Origin of the sequence: Janthinobacterium sp. 67, assembly GCF_002797895.1 — a bacterium.
Classification (GTDB): Bacteria; Pseudomonadota; Gammaproteobacteria; order Burkholderiales; family Burkholderiaceae_D; genus Janthinobacterium.
In genome coordinates this window covers 118548-134875 of the sequence record NZ_PGES01000002.1, presented here as the reverse complement: position 1 = coordinate 134875, position 16328 = coordinate 118548, and the positions used below count along the sequence as shown (strand labels likewise).

The window sequence follows — 16328 nt, the reverse complement described above, 5'->3', positions numbered from 1 at the left end:
GGTGCTTGGTACGTCCATTGGTGGCATCAATGCGGCGATTATCGCTGGTAACCCGCCAGCCGCCAGACTTGCCAAGTTGAAGGCTTTTTGGCAAACGGTATCCCAGGAGGAATCTGTCGGGCTCGATTTGATGACAGATCCGATGCGGCAAAAATCTACCCAGTGGGCGACCTTTGTCGCGGCGGTAGGAGGCATCTCTGGATTCTTCAAACCGAGATTTTGGAGCCCGTTCAGTATGGGGCTATCAGTACCTCCGGAAGAAGCAAGCTTCTACGATACCGCCGAGCTAGCCGATACGCTACGTGACGTCGTCGATATTTCTTACTTGAATACGTCAGGCAACATGCGCTTGACTGTGAATGCGCTTAAAGTCAGCAGTGGCGAATTGGTCAGCTTCGACAGTCAAAAACAGGCTATCGGGATTGAACACATCATGGCAAGCGGTGCCTTGCCGCCTGGCTTTCCACCCGTTCGAATTGACGGGGACTTGTATTGGGATGGGGGGTTGTATTCGAATACGCCGATAGAAACCATTTTTGATGACACGCCTCCGGTGGACACGCTTTGCTTCATGGTTGATCTATGGCGCGCCGAGGGACCGGAGCCAACGACCTTGAACGAGGTACAGACGCGTCAAAAGGACATTGTTTTTGCTTCCAGGTCGAATCGTCATATCGAGGCATATCGGCGTACGCACAATCTACAATGCATGCTTCAAAGGCTCTATGCGAAGCTACCGGTCGAGCTACGCGCTGACGTTGGCAACGAAGTGCTAGACCAACTGATTCCTGAGACAACCTTGCATATAGTTCGTCTGGTCTATCCCGGGCGCGACTGGCAGATGGCCGCGAAGGATATCAATTTCGCCAGCAGCTCGATATCATGGAGATGGGAGCAAGGCTATCGCGACGCACTGCAAGCAGTTGATCAGGCGGGTTGGCTTGTAGAGACCACCGAACATAACAGTGTGATAGTGCACGACATTGTCCGCAATTCAGAAAGAAGTGCGTAAGCGATACTGCTAAACGCCCGCGCCCAAATATTTTTGTGATACCTGCTTTCGAAGGGACCAACACACAGCTTGGCTACCTCGACGGGCGCCTTCTTTTTGGTTGATGCAACACGGGCGCGCCTCCTATCTCCTATTCCCGCTCGGGAACGGGGACATTAAAACCGTTCAGTGTTGTTGATACCAGTGCATATAGACCAACGAGATAAATTAATTCATTGGTCCCACGTTGCCCAAAGGTTGCAAGAGCGAGCCGGTATAGCGGCTCTGGAAGTGCGCCGCCGCGACACAGCGCATACGAGAAATCAAATGCGACATTTTCGTCTTTGGACAGGTCGGTAGGCTTGAGATCTGCCACCAACGCGGCAAGTCGCTCAGCGGACATTCCTTCCCGCTCAGCGACAGCGACATGAGCATAAATTTCGTAGGTGGCGTTAAAATGGGCACCGACGATGAGAATAGCAATCTGTCGAATATTGTCCGGCAGCACGGCGTTGGCTGTCATCGCTAGGGTCAGGTCCCAGATCGCCTTGCCGATTGCCGGCTCGTGCAACCATGGATTCCATGGCCCCATTAGTGCCCCGTCTTCTCGCTCAACTTTGAAGGCGTTAAAGTTGCTCGCAATTCCTTGGCGCATATGGTCGTAGAGGGCCTTCTGTTCGACCGTAAGGTCCGCCGGGGCGATTAGGGGAAGGCGCACGAGTAACTCCTTGAAATCATGTCTAAAAGCCTCATCGCACAATGTGTGTATGTGGCGTTATTTTCCCCGTGCTGCCTAGAGGCACCCGAAATATACATATAATCGTTTATTTGGGTTTGGCGGGAGGATTTTCAGGGATGCCACCTTGTATATTGCCTTCACGAGCACCTTGCAAGCTCGCACCTGCTCGCCCATTGTCTTTGTCGTTGCTGTGTTGAGCAAACGAGTTAGTGAAACTCCGCATTGTTTCTTGCTGTTTTTCCATACTGCGTTGTGTCTCCTCGGCAGCAGTGCGGGTCACATCCTCAGCGAGCTTCTGTGCGGTGCTCGAAGTTTTTGGAGCGTGTTCTTCGCTAATACGCGCTATAGCGACCTGCGAGTCTGCAGCAAGGCGCGACAGCTGCTGATGATATGCACGCAACTTCTCCGATGCTGGCAATGCGCGAGATGCTACGGCATCGATCAACGGAGCCGGGTGGTCGGTCGACAGAACATGCTGAGCACAGTGATTGCACTCTTCAATCATCGTTTGAACAAGCTGCATGTTCACCTGACTCAAATTTTGAATCGTTTCAAACAAAGATTTTGAGATATCATTAAAATACGCAGTTTGTGATTCCAAGTGGCTTTGAAGAGCCGGGGCGACAGCTTTTGAATATGGGAACATAGGAATACCTTAAAATGTTTTGTGGAATGGGCATGGTATCGAAAGGACCGTGAATACCAAGCGCCATGCAGATTTTGAGCCAGAAGAACTAATGACTCAGCGAAATTGCCTCAAAGTTTTCGTGCGGAAAACAAATGTAGCACATCAATAGGCTAGCTTAAAAGCCACTTTTATTGAAGCGATTGTTCAATCGTGCGGGCCATCACTTTGAGTGGCTGGCTATGGGAATGCTCGGAATGCCTCATGCCAGTGCGTAGTGTAGATAAAGTCGAACTGCGAAATCGGGATCTTTACGTATATCATGGGTCGCACAGAATTTGTTAGCAGCGCGCGCATGCCAAGTCCACATTAGATGATCATCTCGACAACCAGCAGCGCAATGAAACCTATAAAAAATGTAGCCGTCTGCAAGGGCGTTTCGGCTACTTCGTGCGCCTCGACCAACAACTCTTCGGTCACAAGATATAGCAGCGCTGCGACCCCGAATGCCAAAGTTGCGTCGAGCACGATCGCTGACGCGTTGGCAAGCACAAGCGCACCGCCCAATGCGCCAAAAAGTAGGCATGCCATATAAAAGCCGATAAAGCTAGCAATTCGAGTACGTGTGGCGCCGACGCTAACCAGTGCAGTAACGGAGGACAGTCCGAGAAAAAGTACTTCGAGCGAGAGCGCTACGGTAAGTATCAATCCTTGTTTTTTACCCGCTGCGAAACCAAGCCCGATCAGCACACCGTCGAGCACGAAATCGACGCCAAGGATCCATAACAGGCTGTCGACATTTTTTCCCTTCGGAGCTGCATCTTGCCCGGCCTTCTCAGTAAAATGTTTTATCGCGAGCATAACCAAAACACCGAGGGCGAAACCCGTTAGTGTTGCCCAAGGCAAACGCCGATGCATTAAGTCAGGTAGTAACTCAGTGGCAAGTGCAGCAAACACTACCCCGGCCGTAAAGTGCTGGATAGCACTACGAAGCGGCGCGCCGGGAGGGCGGAGAAGCGCCGCGCCCCCACCAGCGGCAAGGGCGAGTACGGGATAAAGTGCGTAATTGAGTATGCCGCCCACGGAGGATGTCATTAATATTTCCACTCAGATATAAATTCCTAAGAAAATGTCCTTTTGCATCCATTGATTTGGAGCACATTCACTTAAGCGCTCCCGATCAGTATGCCATGAGATTATATAAACTACAGGTTCAAGGCGCTCCAATCGAGGGCTACGGTGCTTATATCCAATTTGGTATCAAACTTCGGGGACGCACCGAGTCGCACTGCCCTCCAACGAACCTTCATGGTGCGCTACCCCTTGCGACGTCTTTTTTTCAAATCATCCGTTAAAGTCTGCGCCAGTGGCTCGAAAACCAACTTGCGCTGCGCATTCCTTACATCGCCTATGGGCGCGAACATTACCGGCGTTACGACTAGGCCGCAAGGCGCAGAAACCAAGATCAGCCGGCCCAATTCGCCGAGATTATGGTGCCTGAAAATATATTCGAACGAGGTTGCGGACAGCGGCTTTCGCTGCACGACGACGTCGGCAGGTAACGAAAAACTCATATAACTGGTCCTCACGTATGTGCCAAGTCCGCATGACATAAACCACGGAATCGGCGATCTCATAACGGCCGACAAGTAGCATGCGACCTCGCGCGGGTCGAATTTCTCCAGCCGCTGGCCGAGGACTTTAAGGCGCGCCGCAGCGGGTCCGTTTGCGCTGGCATTGAATTCATGCAGGCGCACCACGTTGGACAATACCTTGCTGGTCCACTGCGACCGCATCAGCGCACCACCGGCGCGGGCAGCGGGTCGTCCGTACCGAGGCTATCGGCCAAAGCCTGCACCGCCTGGTGATCGATGGCGCGGCGGGCATCGACGTCGGCCATCGCCTCGCGGGCCAGACAGCTGCGCTCCCCCTCCTGTCCGACCCATGCGCTAAGCCCCTGTTTGAAAACCCAGCCGTGTGAGCGCTCAAGGCGGCCAGGAAACTGGCCGACGTTACTATGTTTGCACTAACAACAAATTTTGGTCCGCGGAGCCGAGAACAGGTAGTTCAGTTCATAAGGATGACATGGACATCGCCGCAACTATGCGACAGCTTTACCGCATTGACCGCAGAATTTTGTGCCTACTTGCAAACTAGTGCCGCACTGGAGGCATGCTACAGGAGTCAGTGAGGTGCCGCATTGGTGACAAAATTTCGCTCCTGGTGCATTAATAGCCCGACATGTGGCGCACGAAACTCCATTGCTAACCGGAGGAGGGGTATTGCTATAACCTCCACCGGGCGGAACGCCGTGACCACCACCACCGTGATGGCCACCTCCATGATGTCCGCTATCCCTATGCCCACCACCATGACCACCGCCATGCCCTCCCAATATTCGATCCAAAATGCCCATTTCATGACTCCTTAACAATCGTTGAACAACTCTACTTTGTAGCGATTGAACCTGCTCCATGAATCCTCGCTTATCGTCATCGAAATTAAGCGCCGGCGGTCATCTTGCGGTCCACATGCTCCAAGAAAACCTATTGCCACCCGCGATTTGATGCGGCAAGGATGGCAGGCAGGAATCGACGGGCAATGAAATTAATTTAATATGGTAGCGACTTGAAAAGTTCACTCATCTCTTTGTATTCGTGTGCAACTTTTTGGACTGCAAGCTCGTAACGAATGGCGGTTTCTGCGAATGCGGCGCGTTCCACGTCCATGTCAACGGTGTTATTGTCTGCGCTCGCTTGAGATGGCACGCGGTACAGGATGGGAAAAGGGTCATTTGGAAGGACTGACCGAAAATTTTGATCCCCTTTTGACTGAGCTTCCGGTTGTCTCATCGCTTGGCTCAACGCAGCCTTGAAATCAACATCACGCGCCTTGTAATGTGGCGTGTCCGCATTGGCGATGTTCGACGCAATCAGCTCGAGCTTTTTCGCGTAAATGCTCAGGGACTTCTCCCAGAACACGTCGCTGTCCGCTTCTTTTGCCCTGACGATTTCCATGGTGTATCCGCAATTTACCAGGATCCAATGCTACGGTAATATCAACTGTCATAGAGGAAAGAAAAGAGGGGCGTTTACCTTTCACTTTTTCATTTCAAAGCAATTCGGTATCAGATACCGCCCCTGCAGAGTACTCAAAAAATTAGACGTGCCGCTCGCGCGCATGTTTTGCGCAGGCTGCAGCGCAGTTCTCGCACGCCGTCTTACACGCCGCACAGTGCGCATGTTTGTCTGCGTGAGCGGCGCATGCCTGTGCACACATCGTGCAAATGTGGGCGCAGAGCGCGCAAAAATCGCCATGATGCTCTGATCCTCTTGCCAACGCATTCATGGTAGCAGTGCAAATATCCGCGCAATCGAGATTGATCAGTGCACAATTCGCACCACCACCTTCCCGGATATCCGCAGCCGCGCAAGCTTGGGATGCATGGATTGCTTCTTCGCAGGCTTCAATGCAGGCTTGAAGATTTTTGTCGTGCGTGCTCGTACTTTGACTTTGCATAGAGGTCTCCCATAGAGTTTCTGTTAAGCCAAGTTGATATGGCAGCATTGATAATAGTCCGTATGGCCCAAATTGCGCGCAGCATTGGTTGTTTCTCGCATGCAAGGAATTGATGCGTAACCATGCTTAACTTTGAATCAGGGGGCGGGCGGGGGAAGCCCTGCGCTGCTCCAAGTTCGGCAACCTCACTCACCAGAACAGGTTTTGGGTCAGGACGTACGTTGCGATGCATGCGGCGAGTTGGTTGCCTTTCTGATGATTGCACGTGGCGCAACCGATGACTCGCTCAGTCATGGCGCCCCTCCAGAAGCATCGCAGGTGTACGGCCGCAAACTTCTAGATCCCACTCGGCAGACCACTTTTCGCTACGCCGCATCAAGACCACGTAGTTACGCTCGGCTGTGTAGATGTGCTTGTGGCCAGGCAAGGGCTTCAGGCGGACCGGCTGGCCCGGTAAGACGCTTTCACCCATCATCGCAAGATATCCGAGCGCGCGGGCGTACAACCTCGGCGGCGGCGGATGCGCGATTCCAGACGCGACAAGCTGATGCATTATCGTTCCGTCCGTAAACGCCATTTCGCCGCGCGTGGCCAGATGTATCTCGCCCGAGAGCACCGTGACGGCGATGCGGCCTTCGATCGCACGTAGTTGCAGAGCCTCCAGCATGCGCCGCCACTCGGCACGGTGCGATCGGCTCTGCCATTGATCCAGCATGTCATCCTCATATTTTTGGACGCCAGGGAGCACGTGCAGAAATTTCTCAATCCAGCTTAACCGCGGGCCCAGGAGCGGCACGCTGGACATGAGCAGAATCCGGTCGTCCCGGTTGGTCGCTAAGAGTGCCCGCTCAAATGCGGCCCAGCCGAATGGCCCCATCACCTGAGTCGGCCGGCGCTCCGAGCGAAGGTCAGGCGCAACCACTGAGAACCGAGGGAAACGGACGACCTGGGTAAGACTTCGGAGTTCGCTCGTCTCCTCGCTGATTGCGGGCTTTTCGAGGGTAGCGCCGACTTGGAACAGCATGAACATGCGCCGCGCCACATTAAAGAGGCCGCGACCGACTTGGTCATCGAGAAGCTTCTCCGGAATGCTACCCCAGCCATCAAAAATATCATGGTCATCCCACATCATGAGCGAAGGTACGCGGGCATTCAGATGGGCGATATCCGGCTGAGCCAGAAGCGTAAGGTATCGGTTGAAATAGTGACTTTCCGCCGCCGTGCTCATGTCGGCGCTGAACGACTGCTCTGTCATCTCCACCCTCGCCTTCGCTGCCCACCTTGCGAGGGCCGGATGAGACTGAAAGACTTCGTCGGCATAAAGTTGATCGCCGCCCTGCAATAGAAGGCCAAACGGCGTACGCGCGTGCTCTTCTGCCAAGCGGCGCCACATCGCGTTGCGCTCTACTGCTGGCCGATCCGTGTCGGCGTGCTCCTGCCCGTTGCAAGACACATAGGCGATCCGCACATCGCCTGAAAAATCTGCATGCACGGGAAAGACGGCATCGCCCAAACGGTAGGTAGCGTTCTCGCGCGCCGGCAGATCGAAGTCATATCGCCATACCGTCCGGCCAAATTGCGAATGTAGCTGCACCGGCGTGATGATTTGCCCCTCCTCCGGGACCAGGACTGGTGGGCTGAGGTGGTCTAAGGTGATAACGATGGCGGAAAGTCGACACTGACGCTCGTTGGCGCCGCGCACCAACAGTACAGGGCCAATGGTTTCTAGCTGCCTGGTCATTTCCGGATGCCCGCAGAGGCGGTCCGCGGTGGGGTGCGCCGCCCTGGCCCTCACATCCAACTGCTGCCATGTTCCAGGTTGGGGTATTACCGCTGGAAGGGCGTTTGTCTCAGTGCCGTAGGTAACCAAAGGGATTCCCGTATCGCCTGCCGTTAAGCGCGCAAAGGCCTTGCGTCGAATGTCAACGAATTTCATCGGGGTGGTGCTCTATCTATGCTTTCAACTCCCAATGTCTCATACTTGGCTTGGCGAAATCGAACTTGATTATACCTTTTCCGCTTTGATGCAATCGGCGAAGGTTTCGGGTCGAGACGCTAGCGTTCAACGAGTTAATGCCATTAACTCCATACTGGCCATCGTCGCCGTACATGACGGACCTCGGCCGGCGACTGGATATCGCAGCACCTTGTTACAGCTAATTCTCATGCGCTCGCCTTCGGTAGCAGAGAATTTCGGTTTGGGGAGATGGAATGCAGGTTGAATCCGTTTCAAATGCAGCTCGCTACAGTGAATGCGACTACACCGGCAAGCGATAGCACTTCAGTTCGAGTATACCAACCGATCATGTAAAGCTTATCCATTGACGGCGCCACTGCTAGCCGCGAAATAGGCGCGGCAGCTCGTTATGGATATGGGTTGCCGCCACGGCGGCCTGACCCGCTGCCACGCTAATTTGGTTCAGGCCAGCCACGACATCGCCCACGGCGTATAAGCCTGGCACTGTCGTGGCCTGTTGCTGATCCACAGTCAGCTCACCGCAATTGCCAGTTTTCGCGCCCAGCGACTGGGCAAGATCGGAGCGGGCCACTTCCCCCAGCATTGGGTAGACCACATCAAACTCGTGACTATCATCATCGGCTGTGTGCAGAATGGGCATCATTTTCTCACTCATAGTTATGCCTTGAAGTGGCGAGAGCACGTAGGTCACCATGGCTGCATCAAGCTCGGCGCGTTGAGCGGCACTCAGCCGTACCTCATCACGTTCGAATAGTGTCACGCTGGCACTGAACGTGCGCATAAAGAGGGCATGACCGACCGGGTTGACGTTGGACGACACGACCGCGATACGCTTGTCGAGCACGTCGAAGCCGTCGCAGACGGGACAAAGCCTGAGCGCACCGCTGGCGACCGCTTCGTGCCAGTTCTCGATTGGCAAGCCGGCATCCGCAATGCCCGTCGCCAGCAATACAGTTCGGGCATATATCTGGCCGCCATCGTGGTGGGCAACAAACACATCGCCTTCCCGGCGCAAGCCAGTAATTTCACCTTGAGTCACTTCGCAGCCGTAATTACCCAACTGGCGTCGCAAATTCTCCAGTAACTGCGAACCGCGTATGCCGTGCGGGAAACCAGGAAAATTATGGGTTACCGGAATTAAGTCAAGCCTGCTGTGCCCTTTATCGATGACAGCAATGTCGCGTCGGAAACGGCGCAGGTATACCGCCGCTGTTAGGCCAGCGGGTCCGCCGCCAATGATTAGCGTGTCCAGGATGGGGGGAGTCATCCCTTGATTGTAACAGCAATGCACAGCACAATCGGCCACCTGCTCAACCGCGTGATCGCCCATTGGCTGGACATGCTGGACGAAATCTTGGCCTACACCAAGGCCGTGCTGAACATTCTGGTTAGTTGCAGATAGTGCTGGTTCGTGGCGATGGAATGCAGGTCGGCGCAGATAAATACCGGTTCATTTGCAGCTAATGCTGGTTTGAGGGGACCGTCAGTTGCAGTTATTCCTGGCAGAGAAGCTGCTGGAATGCTGGTCGGGCCCGTTTCGAATGCAGGTTATTACAGGTAGGGGCGACGCCTTTCCTGAGCAAGGGGTTGGAGCGCGTAAGGACCGAGATGAGCCTTCATGTCCTCGCCTATAACCTGAAGCTGCTGATCGCTATCCTCGGCATTACGGATATGATGAAGGCCATCGAGGCTTTTATCCATTTCCGCGGCTTAAAAGCGGCGCTTCCAGCGATGTCGTGGCATTTCGAAGGAGAATTCCCATAAAACGATATGGCACAGTGCAACGCGTTTTAGACCCTCCTCAACATAGCTTGGCGGCCCGAGTCCGCCATTGTGGAAACAGAATTGCATTTTTACACAGCCTGGGCCGAAAGCGGAAGTTCATCGCGGCTAGTTTAACTCGGCAAGGAGCGGGGGGCCTTGCTACTTCACCCCCGGTAGTCGCAGCAATTTCCAAAACGTCGCATCTATTTCGGAAAGTCACAGGCATATCTTTGAAAACGGCGAGACCGCCAATGGGGAAATGACAAAGTTGAAAATGTGCCAGTCAATGGCCTTAGTCGGTGGCGCTTCTACATGAAACGCCACCGACGGAGGTTACTAAAACATGAAAATACTACTACTTCTTCTGTTTGATATCTTGGTACTGACCGCTCACTTTGACTGTGATGGTCACGGCCTTATCGCCGCGATTTCGCCAGAACCAGCCATGCTCTCCATCAAAGGCAGCGATCAATTCACCTTTGTCGGAGCCAACCTGCACACCCTTTGAGTAGCGATGCGAGCCTTTTGTCCCGACGATGGTCGATTCACCATGCGTATCATGATTGACCAGTCCGCCATCTGTGGTCCATGAGTACTCGACCCTGGCACCCTTGGCCATGAGCATTTTAACTTCGGTGCCCTGATTTGAAGCGAGCGTCACCTTCACTTCATCGCTACGGATGCCTGTGTTGACGTTCGGCGCGGCTATCGCCATTGATGTTGGTGCTGCCACTGCGGTTTTTGCAGACGTTGGCGCATCATGATCATGGCCATGTTTTTCCTCACCTTGGCAGGCGCTGAGTACTGACAGGGACAGAGCGGCGACAGCGAGTTTTTGCATAAATTTTTTCATTACAATTTCCTTCAAGTGATCAAGCGGGGTGGGAATCAGGATTTTTGCTTCAGATTTTTGAATTGACCGCTGACGGTCAATGAAATGCGAATGCTGCTTTCGCCGCGATTACGCCAATACCAGCCGTGGGAGCCATCGAATTCGGCCGTCAACTGGCCGCGATTGCCAGCGACATTCGCTTCCTTCAAATAACTGTGAAATGCATTGGCTGGCCCACTGACCGGCTCGCCGTGCGTGTCGTGGTTCACTACACCGCCATCGGTTTGCCAGGCATAACTTACTTCCTGGCCTTTGAGCATGTCCATCTTGACTTCTTTGCCCGCACCTGGAGGAAGTACTATCGTGATCTCCTGTGTAATACCGGCTTTGGCCGCATCATCTTGGACAGGTGCAGGCTGTGCAACGGCTGGTGCATTAATTGCAGCAGTGACTGGCGCCGGCGTAAGCGCTTGGCGCGCGGCTGCCAAGGCGTCAGCTTGCGCATCAGCGGCAGCTTCGGTGGCGAGTTGTGTTTTGATCTCGCCCATCGCTTTCAAGCCGAGTGCCTTCCCAATGCCGGTTGGATCAATGCCGTATTCCGATGGCAGCACCACCGTGACCAGCAGCGCTGCGGCGGTTATCAATGCGATTGCCGTGGAGCGTAATAATTTGGCCGAGCTAGGCAATTCCGCCCGTGTTGGCAAATCTGTGTTGTACATTTGAATTCCTTATTAAGATGTGAAATAACCGGTGAGCTGATAGCCAATCAGCATGAAGCCTGCGGTCATCATCACGGTGTTGGCGGTATAGGCATGCTTGAGGAAACTACTGGTACGACGCCAGTAGCCCATACCAATCAGAATGGCTGATAGTGCGAGCAGTTGACCTATCTCTACACCGACGTTAAATCCGATCATGTTCGCCAGTAGCCCATCAGGAGAAATTTCATATTCCTGAATCTTGGTGGCCAAGCCAAATCCGTGGAACAAGCCAAAGATGAGTGTTGCGACCTTGGTGTTGGGCTGCACCCCAAACCAGCGCTGGAATGCGCCGACGTTGTCCAGGGCCTTGTAGACCACAGATAAACCGATAATCGCGTCAATCAGGTAGCCATTGATCGTCGTACCCATGAACACGCCGAGCAACATCGTGCTGGAATGGCCGATGGCGAACAAGCTGACATACAGTCCGATATCTTTGAGCTTGTACAGAAAAAAGATCACGCCGAACAGGAAGAGGATGTGATCGTAGCCAGTGAACATGTGCTTGGCGCCCAGATACATAAAGGACAAAAAGTGCACGCCAGTGATCTCGGAAATATAGCCCTTGTCACCCTGGGCGATGCCATGAGCATGGGCCAGGGAGAGCGTGAGAAAGTACAAGAGCAGCGTGCCGATGACCCACCGCAGGTGACGGAGGGGACGCTGACGTAAAAGCGTTCTCCCACCGTCGATTTGAGACAGAAAAAACATATATTCTCCAGTTACTAAGAATGGCGGATGTTGAGGCCACCAGAAAAGGTTAGACGGACGTGGAGGCTTTTGGCGGCTTATCGGGCAGCGGCAAAATGACGGATGGAAAGCGCACCGTCTGCCGTTGGTACCCGTCGTCGGCTGTCACACTTGGGACGCCGAAAGGAACGGGCAATAGTGGGATATCGTGGGTATGGTCGCCTGGATTATGTTTGTGTAAGTGTGTTGCCGACAGCTCGGACGATTCAATAGCTGAGGTGTACTGTCAATAGCGGACACTCTTGTTTCAAGCCACCCGCGGCTGTTTGCTGAATTTTTCAGCGAACAACGCGGGCGGAACATTGCCAAGGCGCGAATGGCGTCGCTGGCGGTTGTAAAAGCTTTCGATATATTCCTGTATTGCGGCTTTCGCGTCGGCCCGGGTCGCGTAACGTTGATGGTGCACCAGCTCGTTTTTCAGGCTGCCCCAGAAGCTTTCCATGGGCGCGTTGTCATAGCAGTTTCCTCGGCGCGACATGGACGGCTTCATGCCGAACTGCGTCACCAGTTTCTGATAGTCGTGGGCGCAATACTGACTGCCACGGTCGGAGTGGTGAATCAAGCCCGGCGCGGGGCGTTTGTTGCGCACGGCCTTCCACAGTGCTGTTGCCGTCAGCGTTTGCGTCATGCGCTCGTCCATCGCGTAGCCCACCAGCTCGCAGGTGAACACGTCCTTGATACCGGCCAGGTAAAGCCAGCCCTCGCCGGTCGCCACATAGGTGATGTCGGTCACCCAGGCTTCGTTCGGCCGGGTCGGCGCGAAAGTCTGATTGAGCAGGTTGTCGGCCACCGGCAGGTCATGATTCGAGTTCGTGGTGGCCTTGAACTTGCGCTTTTGCTTGCAGCGCAGGGCGAGCTCGCGACGCAGACGGACGATACGATCACGGCCGGCCGGAAAGCCTTGCGCCGTCAGTTCCGGCTGCATGCGCAACGGGCCATAAGTCTGCCGGCTCTGCGCGTGCACGGCCTCGATGGCGACCTTCAGGCGTGCGTCGTCCTGCGCCCGCTGCGACGGTTTGCCGTTCGCCCAAGCGTAGAAACCGCTGCGCGAGACGCTAAAGACGCGGCACATGATGGTGACAGGAAATTCGAGTCGCAAGGTCTTCATGACCGCGTACTTGGCAGCGACTCCCGCGCAAAGTACGCTGCCGCTTTTTTTACGATATCGCGCTCCATGCGTGCCTCGGCAAGCTCTTTGCGCAGCTTGGTTACCTCAGCCTCAAGCTCCGGCACGGAGCGGCTACCAGGGGCTACTTTGGGCGACGTGCCGCGCCTTGCCGCACTGACCCAGTTCGCTAGCGTGCCCTTGGGAATGGTGAGACGCAACGCGGCGTCTTCCAGCGTCAGGCCTTGTGTCAGGACCAGTTTTACCGCTTCTTCCCGAAGCTCCGGTGTGTATGTTGTTGAGCGTGTCATAAGTTCTCCAGTTGGTGAAGTTTACCAAACTAGAGTGTCCGAAAAAGTCAGGGTACCTCAAGCGTCAGCGTCATCCGTGCTGGCATCCAGCTGATGCGTGTGCGGCAATAGGACGTGCGAACCCGACTTGGCTCCCCATAAACTGAGGCCAAGCATCGAAATCATCATTAGCGCCAGAATAAGGCGGACGGTAGCACGACACAGGTTCATGGCAATTCCAAAAGAGATAAATTCAGTCCACTTAAATGTCTTATGTATTCGCACCGAAGGCCGGCGGTTGAAAAAGACAGCTCGTCCGAAAGGAATGTCCAGCGGCCTGATTCAGTACGGTTAATCATGCTCGCCACGGCTACTTTCCGCCCTTGATCCATTGCGCCGGAACAGGAGAACATCACAACCCAGTTCAGGCGGCAGCAGCAGACGCGCCAGATCCGGTCTGTGTTCCATTGCAAATGACTGTTGGGATGCATAATCACTCCAGTTCCCACTAGCAAAATGGTGAATGCTCACCACCACCAAGTAGATCCGTACGCTTGCTGTTTGGAAGACTTCGCGCTCGAAATTGTTTTGCGATGGCGGCCAGGAGCACAACACAACCTCGGGGGCATATTTTCGTATTGCCGCAATGGCCTCAAGCCGCTCCACGTCAGCCGGAAAGCTGATCCGGTCATGCCAGCTATAGTTATCAGTTGCCCGTACCTGGATTCCTTCCTGACGCAAGAAACGGCTCAACGTCCCGTCGCCTGCGGCAATTTCCAGGCAAGACCGCTCGCCGATGATTTCTGCTACCCGCCTAACGAAGGCATCTGAATAAAAACAGTAGATGCCCTTGCGCGTTACCAGTGGCATCAGCAGGCGCTTTTGCCAGACCAGAGGCCACAACAAACGAAACCATAGCAATGGCACAGCTTTGCGTTCGAGGTCACGTCGGAACAGCAGGCGCTGTGCCAGCCAGCCGTTGAACAGGTTGAAACGCATCGTGCCCGATGCTTTCCCTGTGACCGCCGCCATTCCATAGTGCTCAATTGTCAGCGCGGCCATACGCTGGCGTACCGCTACGCGCACGAGCTCACGTCGTGCATGCCTGGGGTTCCCACCAGGCGGCATGGCAGGATGGAGCAAATGGTGAAGGCGGGCTGAATCACGTTGTGACAATGCCGCTTGCAGTTCCTGTTCCATCGTTATCCATTCATCTGGAAATGCTGTGCGCAACGCCTGAGCAGTCGGGCGTTGCTGCAGCCAAGCGGCGACCTCGCGTGGCTTGTCCAATGTTGGCACGGCAGCGTTGATGGTCATGGCATACCCTCGGCACGCGTAGCACCCGGCTTCACATACGACGGCATTGCTCCGCAGTCCTTGACGTCCACATGCTCGTTCTCCAGCAAGACGGGTCCGCAATGTGGCAACACAATCGGAGTTTGAAAAAGGCGCATCGTCATGGTCTCAGTCCGGCCAGCGCCGGTGATGCTCATCGATGACAAATACATGTTCATGCGTATCAGTATCGTTTTGCCCGCCCTGGTGCAGGTGTTCCTGGTCAGCCAGGCCGGTATGGCGATGCTCAATGACATCCGGATCGTTGGCTGGCCAGGCGATCGCGGCAACCGCCACGCCCACTATCGTAATCGCTGCCAGCACCACGAAAGTGGCTGGCATGCCAAACTTGGCGCCCATGAAGCCGGCGATTGGATACGTGATCAACCAGCATACGTGCGAGAGCGAAAATTGCGCGGCGAATACCGCTGGCCGGCTATCGGAGCTAGCCGATCGGCGTAAAAGTCGGCCACTGGGCGTGAGAGTGGTGGAGTAACCGACGCCGATTACAAACCAGGTCATAAGGAGGGCGGGCCATTCGTAGGCCCCGCCCATGGTGGCTACAAAAGCGCCCGCAATCAGGCCGCCGCCCATCAGTGCAGCACCTGCCAGCATGGCCGGACGATCCGGCCGCTGATCGAGTAACTTGGGCAAGAACAACGCGATCAGCATCGAGCCACAGCCAAATGCAGCCAGCGCGAATGGCACATCGGAGCTGGGGCGGAGAAGCTTACTTTGCACATACACCACCGTATTGACGATGACCATGGAACTGCCCGCCGCTGCGGCCAGGTTCAGGCCCAACAGTCCACGTAGGCGTGGCGTGCGCAGGTAAATGGCGATGCCGCGAAAGGTCTTGGCATAGATGCTGCCGGTCGCTGGCACCGCTGGTGATTGCGGCAGCGACACTGAAACGACCAGCGCCGCCGAGCAGATGAAACCGATCACCGTGCCACCAAAAAGCCAGTGGTAACTGATTATCGATAGCAAAGCGGCCGCTAATATCGGGCTCACCAGGGTTTCCATATCGTAGGCCATACGCGAGAGGGACAATGCTCGCGTGTAATCGCTTTCCTCTGGCAAAACATCGGGAATCGTTGCCTGGAAGGTAGGGGTAAAGGCGGCTGAGGCCGATTGGAGAAAAAAGATCAGCAGATAAATCTGCCATATCTGTGTCACGAACGGAAGTGATAACGCGACGCCGGCGCGTACCAGATCCATTGCGACCAAGAAGGCGCGGCGCGGGAGCATGTTGGCAAAGGCACCGACCACGGGGGCGATCAGCACGTAAGCGAGCATCTTGATCGCCAGAGCGGTTCCCAACACGCTGCCGGCATTGGTGCCAGCAAGCTTATATGCAAGCAAACCCAACGCTACGGTCAGCAAACCGGTGCCCACCAAGGCAATAATTTGTGCCAAGAACAGGTGCCTGTATGTACGATTGGCCAATATATTTAACATGTTAATTCAGCTCCTTTTAAGCACGAACAAGGGATTCAAGCTGGCGACATGGCCGCCAGCTTATGCTCCGAGTGAAGTCGCTTGGTGATGAGTTATGCCAACGCGACGGCGCTGTCAACCAGCGTCACCGATACTCCGACCGTCACGACCTCAACGGCAGTTGTTCCGGCAAGCAAGG

At 54.8% G+C, this 16328-nt stretch carries 17 protein-coding genes; 2 read left to right on the top strand and 15 right to left on the bottom strand.

From position 1 onward, the window contains the following. Position 1 precedes the first annotated feature (1 nt). Entirely contained in the window at positions 2 to 1012 is a 1011-nt protein-coding gene (locus CLU90_RS28475) for a DUF3734 domain-containing protein (RefSeq protein ID WP_100429665.1), read from the top strand. A gap of 130 nt (positions 1013 to 1142) precedes the next feature. Here CLU90_RS28475 and CLU90_RS28470 read toward each other — a convergent pair whose 3' ends face one another. From CLU90_RS28470 to CLU90_RS28430, 9 genes are all read right to left on the bottom strand, one after another. Next, on the bottom strand, positions 1143 to 1709 hold the full coding sequence (locus tag CLU90_RS28470) for a carboxymuconolactone decarboxylase family protein (RefSeq protein ID WP_070221486.1): 567 nt from the start codon (positions 1707 to 1709) through the stop codon (positions 1143 to 1145). A 106-nt stretch (positions 1710 to 1815) separates the two neighbouring features. Next, positions 1816 to 2376 (bottom strand): TIGR01841 family phasin, encoded by a 561-nt coding sequence (gene phaP / locus CLU90_RS28465; RefSeq protein WP_071650202.1) that lies wholly within the window; start codon positions 2374 to 2376, stop codon positions 1816 to 1818. Positions 2377 to 2724: 348 nt separating this feature from the next. After that, complete coding sequence (locus CLU90_RS28460; protein WP_070221474.1) at positions 2725 to 3450, bottom strand: ZIP family metal transporter; 726 nt, start codon at positions 3448 to 3450, stop codon at positions 2725 to 2727. A 221-nt stretch (positions 3451 to 3671) separates the two neighbouring features. Next, positions 3672 to 4124, bottom strand: coding sequence for a hypothetical protein (locus CLU90_RS30040; RefSeq protein ID WP_232731421.1), 453 nt, complete (start codon positions 4122 to 4124; stop codon positions 3672 to 3674). 332 nt (positions 4125 to 4456) lie between these two features. Next, the gene (locus tag CLU90_RS30035) at positions 4457 to 4588 is read right to left on the bottom strand and encodes a double zinc ribbon domain-containing protein (RefSeq protein ID WP_232731431.1); all 132 of its coding nucleotides are present in this window, start codon (positions 4586 to 4588) and stop codon (positions 4457 to 4459) included. Further along, positions 4540 to 4776 carry a hypothetical protein gene (locus tag CLU90_RS28445; RefSeq protein ID WP_070308611.1) on the bottom strand — a complete coding sequence of 79 codons (237 nt, stop codon included), beginning with the start codon at positions 4774 to 4776 and terminating at the stop codon, positions 4540 to 4542. The genes CLU90_RS30035 and CLU90_RS28445 overlap by 49 nt, the downstream gene beginning before the upstream one ends. A gap of 191 nt (positions 4777 to 4967) precedes the next feature. Then, positions 4968 to 5372, bottom strand: coding sequence for a flagellar basal body rod protein FlgB (gene flgB / locus CLU90_RS28440; protein WP_100429664.1), 405 nt, complete (start codon positions 5370 to 5372; stop codon positions 4968 to 4970). A 788-nt stretch (positions 5373 to 6160) separates the two neighbouring features. Beyond that, positions 6161 to 7810, bottom strand: coding sequence for an alkaline phosphatase D family protein (locus CLU90_RS28435; protein ID WP_227742197.1), 1650 nt, complete (start codon positions 7808 to 7810; stop codon positions 6161 to 6163). Between the two features lie 400 nt (positions 7811 to 8210). Continuing rightward, positions 8211 to 9119 (bottom strand): NAD(P)/FAD-dependent oxidoreductase, encoded by a 909-nt coding sequence (locus CLU90_RS28430; protein WP_070221977.1) that lies wholly within the window; start codon positions 9117 to 9119, stop codon positions 8211 to 8213. Between the two features lie 341 nt (positions 9120 to 9460). Here CLU90_RS28430 and CLU90_RS29565 point away from each other — a divergent pair, with 341 nt between their 5' ends. Next, positions 9461 to 9616 (top strand): hypothetical protein, encoded by a 156-nt coding sequence (locus CLU90_RS29565; RefSeq protein ID WP_157808921.1) that lies wholly within the window; start codon positions 9461 to 9463, stop codon positions 9614 to 9616. Between the two features lie 355 nt (positions 9617 to 9971). Here the strand turns inward: CLU90_RS29565 and CLU90_RS28425 are convergent, their stop codons facing one another. The 6 genes from CLU90_RS28425 to CLU90_RS28400 form a co-directional block, all read right to left on the bottom strand. Beyond that, positions 9972 to 10469 (bottom strand): hypothetical protein, encoded by a 498-nt coding sequence (locus CLU90_RS28425; RefSeq protein ID WP_157808920.1) that lies wholly within the window; start codon positions 10467 to 10469, stop codon positions 9972 to 9974. A gap of 35 nt (positions 10470 to 10504) precedes the next feature. Then, on the bottom strand, positions 10505 to 11167 hold the full coding sequence (locus tag CLU90_RS28420; protein ID WP_100429662.1) for a transmembrane anchor protein: 663 nt from the start codon (positions 11165 to 11167) through the stop codon (positions 10505 to 10507). Positions 11168 to 11179: 12 nt separating this feature from the next. Continuing rightward, positions 11180 to 11920, bottom strand: coding sequence for a HupE/UreJ family protein (locus CLU90_RS28415; protein ID WP_100429661.1), 741 nt, complete (start codon positions 11918 to 11920; stop codon positions 11180 to 11182). A 286-nt stretch (positions 11921 to 12206) separates the two neighbouring features. Next, positions 12207 to 13375, bottom strand: a protein-coding gene (locus CLU90_RS28410; protein ID WP_100429255.1) for an IS3 family transposase whose coding sequence is annotated in 2 segments (ribosomal slippage) — positions 12207 to 13111 and positions 13111 to 13375 — 1170 coding nt in all. Because the reading frame shifts where the segments join, the coding sequence is not laid out codon by codon here. Positions 13376 to 13705: 330 nt separating this feature from the next. Then, complete coding sequence (locus CLU90_RS28405) at positions 13706 to 14671, bottom strand: SAM-dependent methyltransferase (protein WP_157808919.1); 966 nt, start codon at positions 14669 to 14671, stop codon at positions 13706 to 13708. Between the two features lie 147 nt (positions 14672 to 14818). Continuing rightward, the gene (locus CLU90_RS28400; protein ID WP_100429659.1) at positions 14819 to 16150 is read right to left on the bottom strand and encodes an MFS transporter; all 1332 of its coding nucleotides are present in this window, start codon (positions 16148 to 16150) and stop codon (positions 14819 to 14821) included. Positions 16151 to 16328 lie beyond the last annotated feature (178 nt).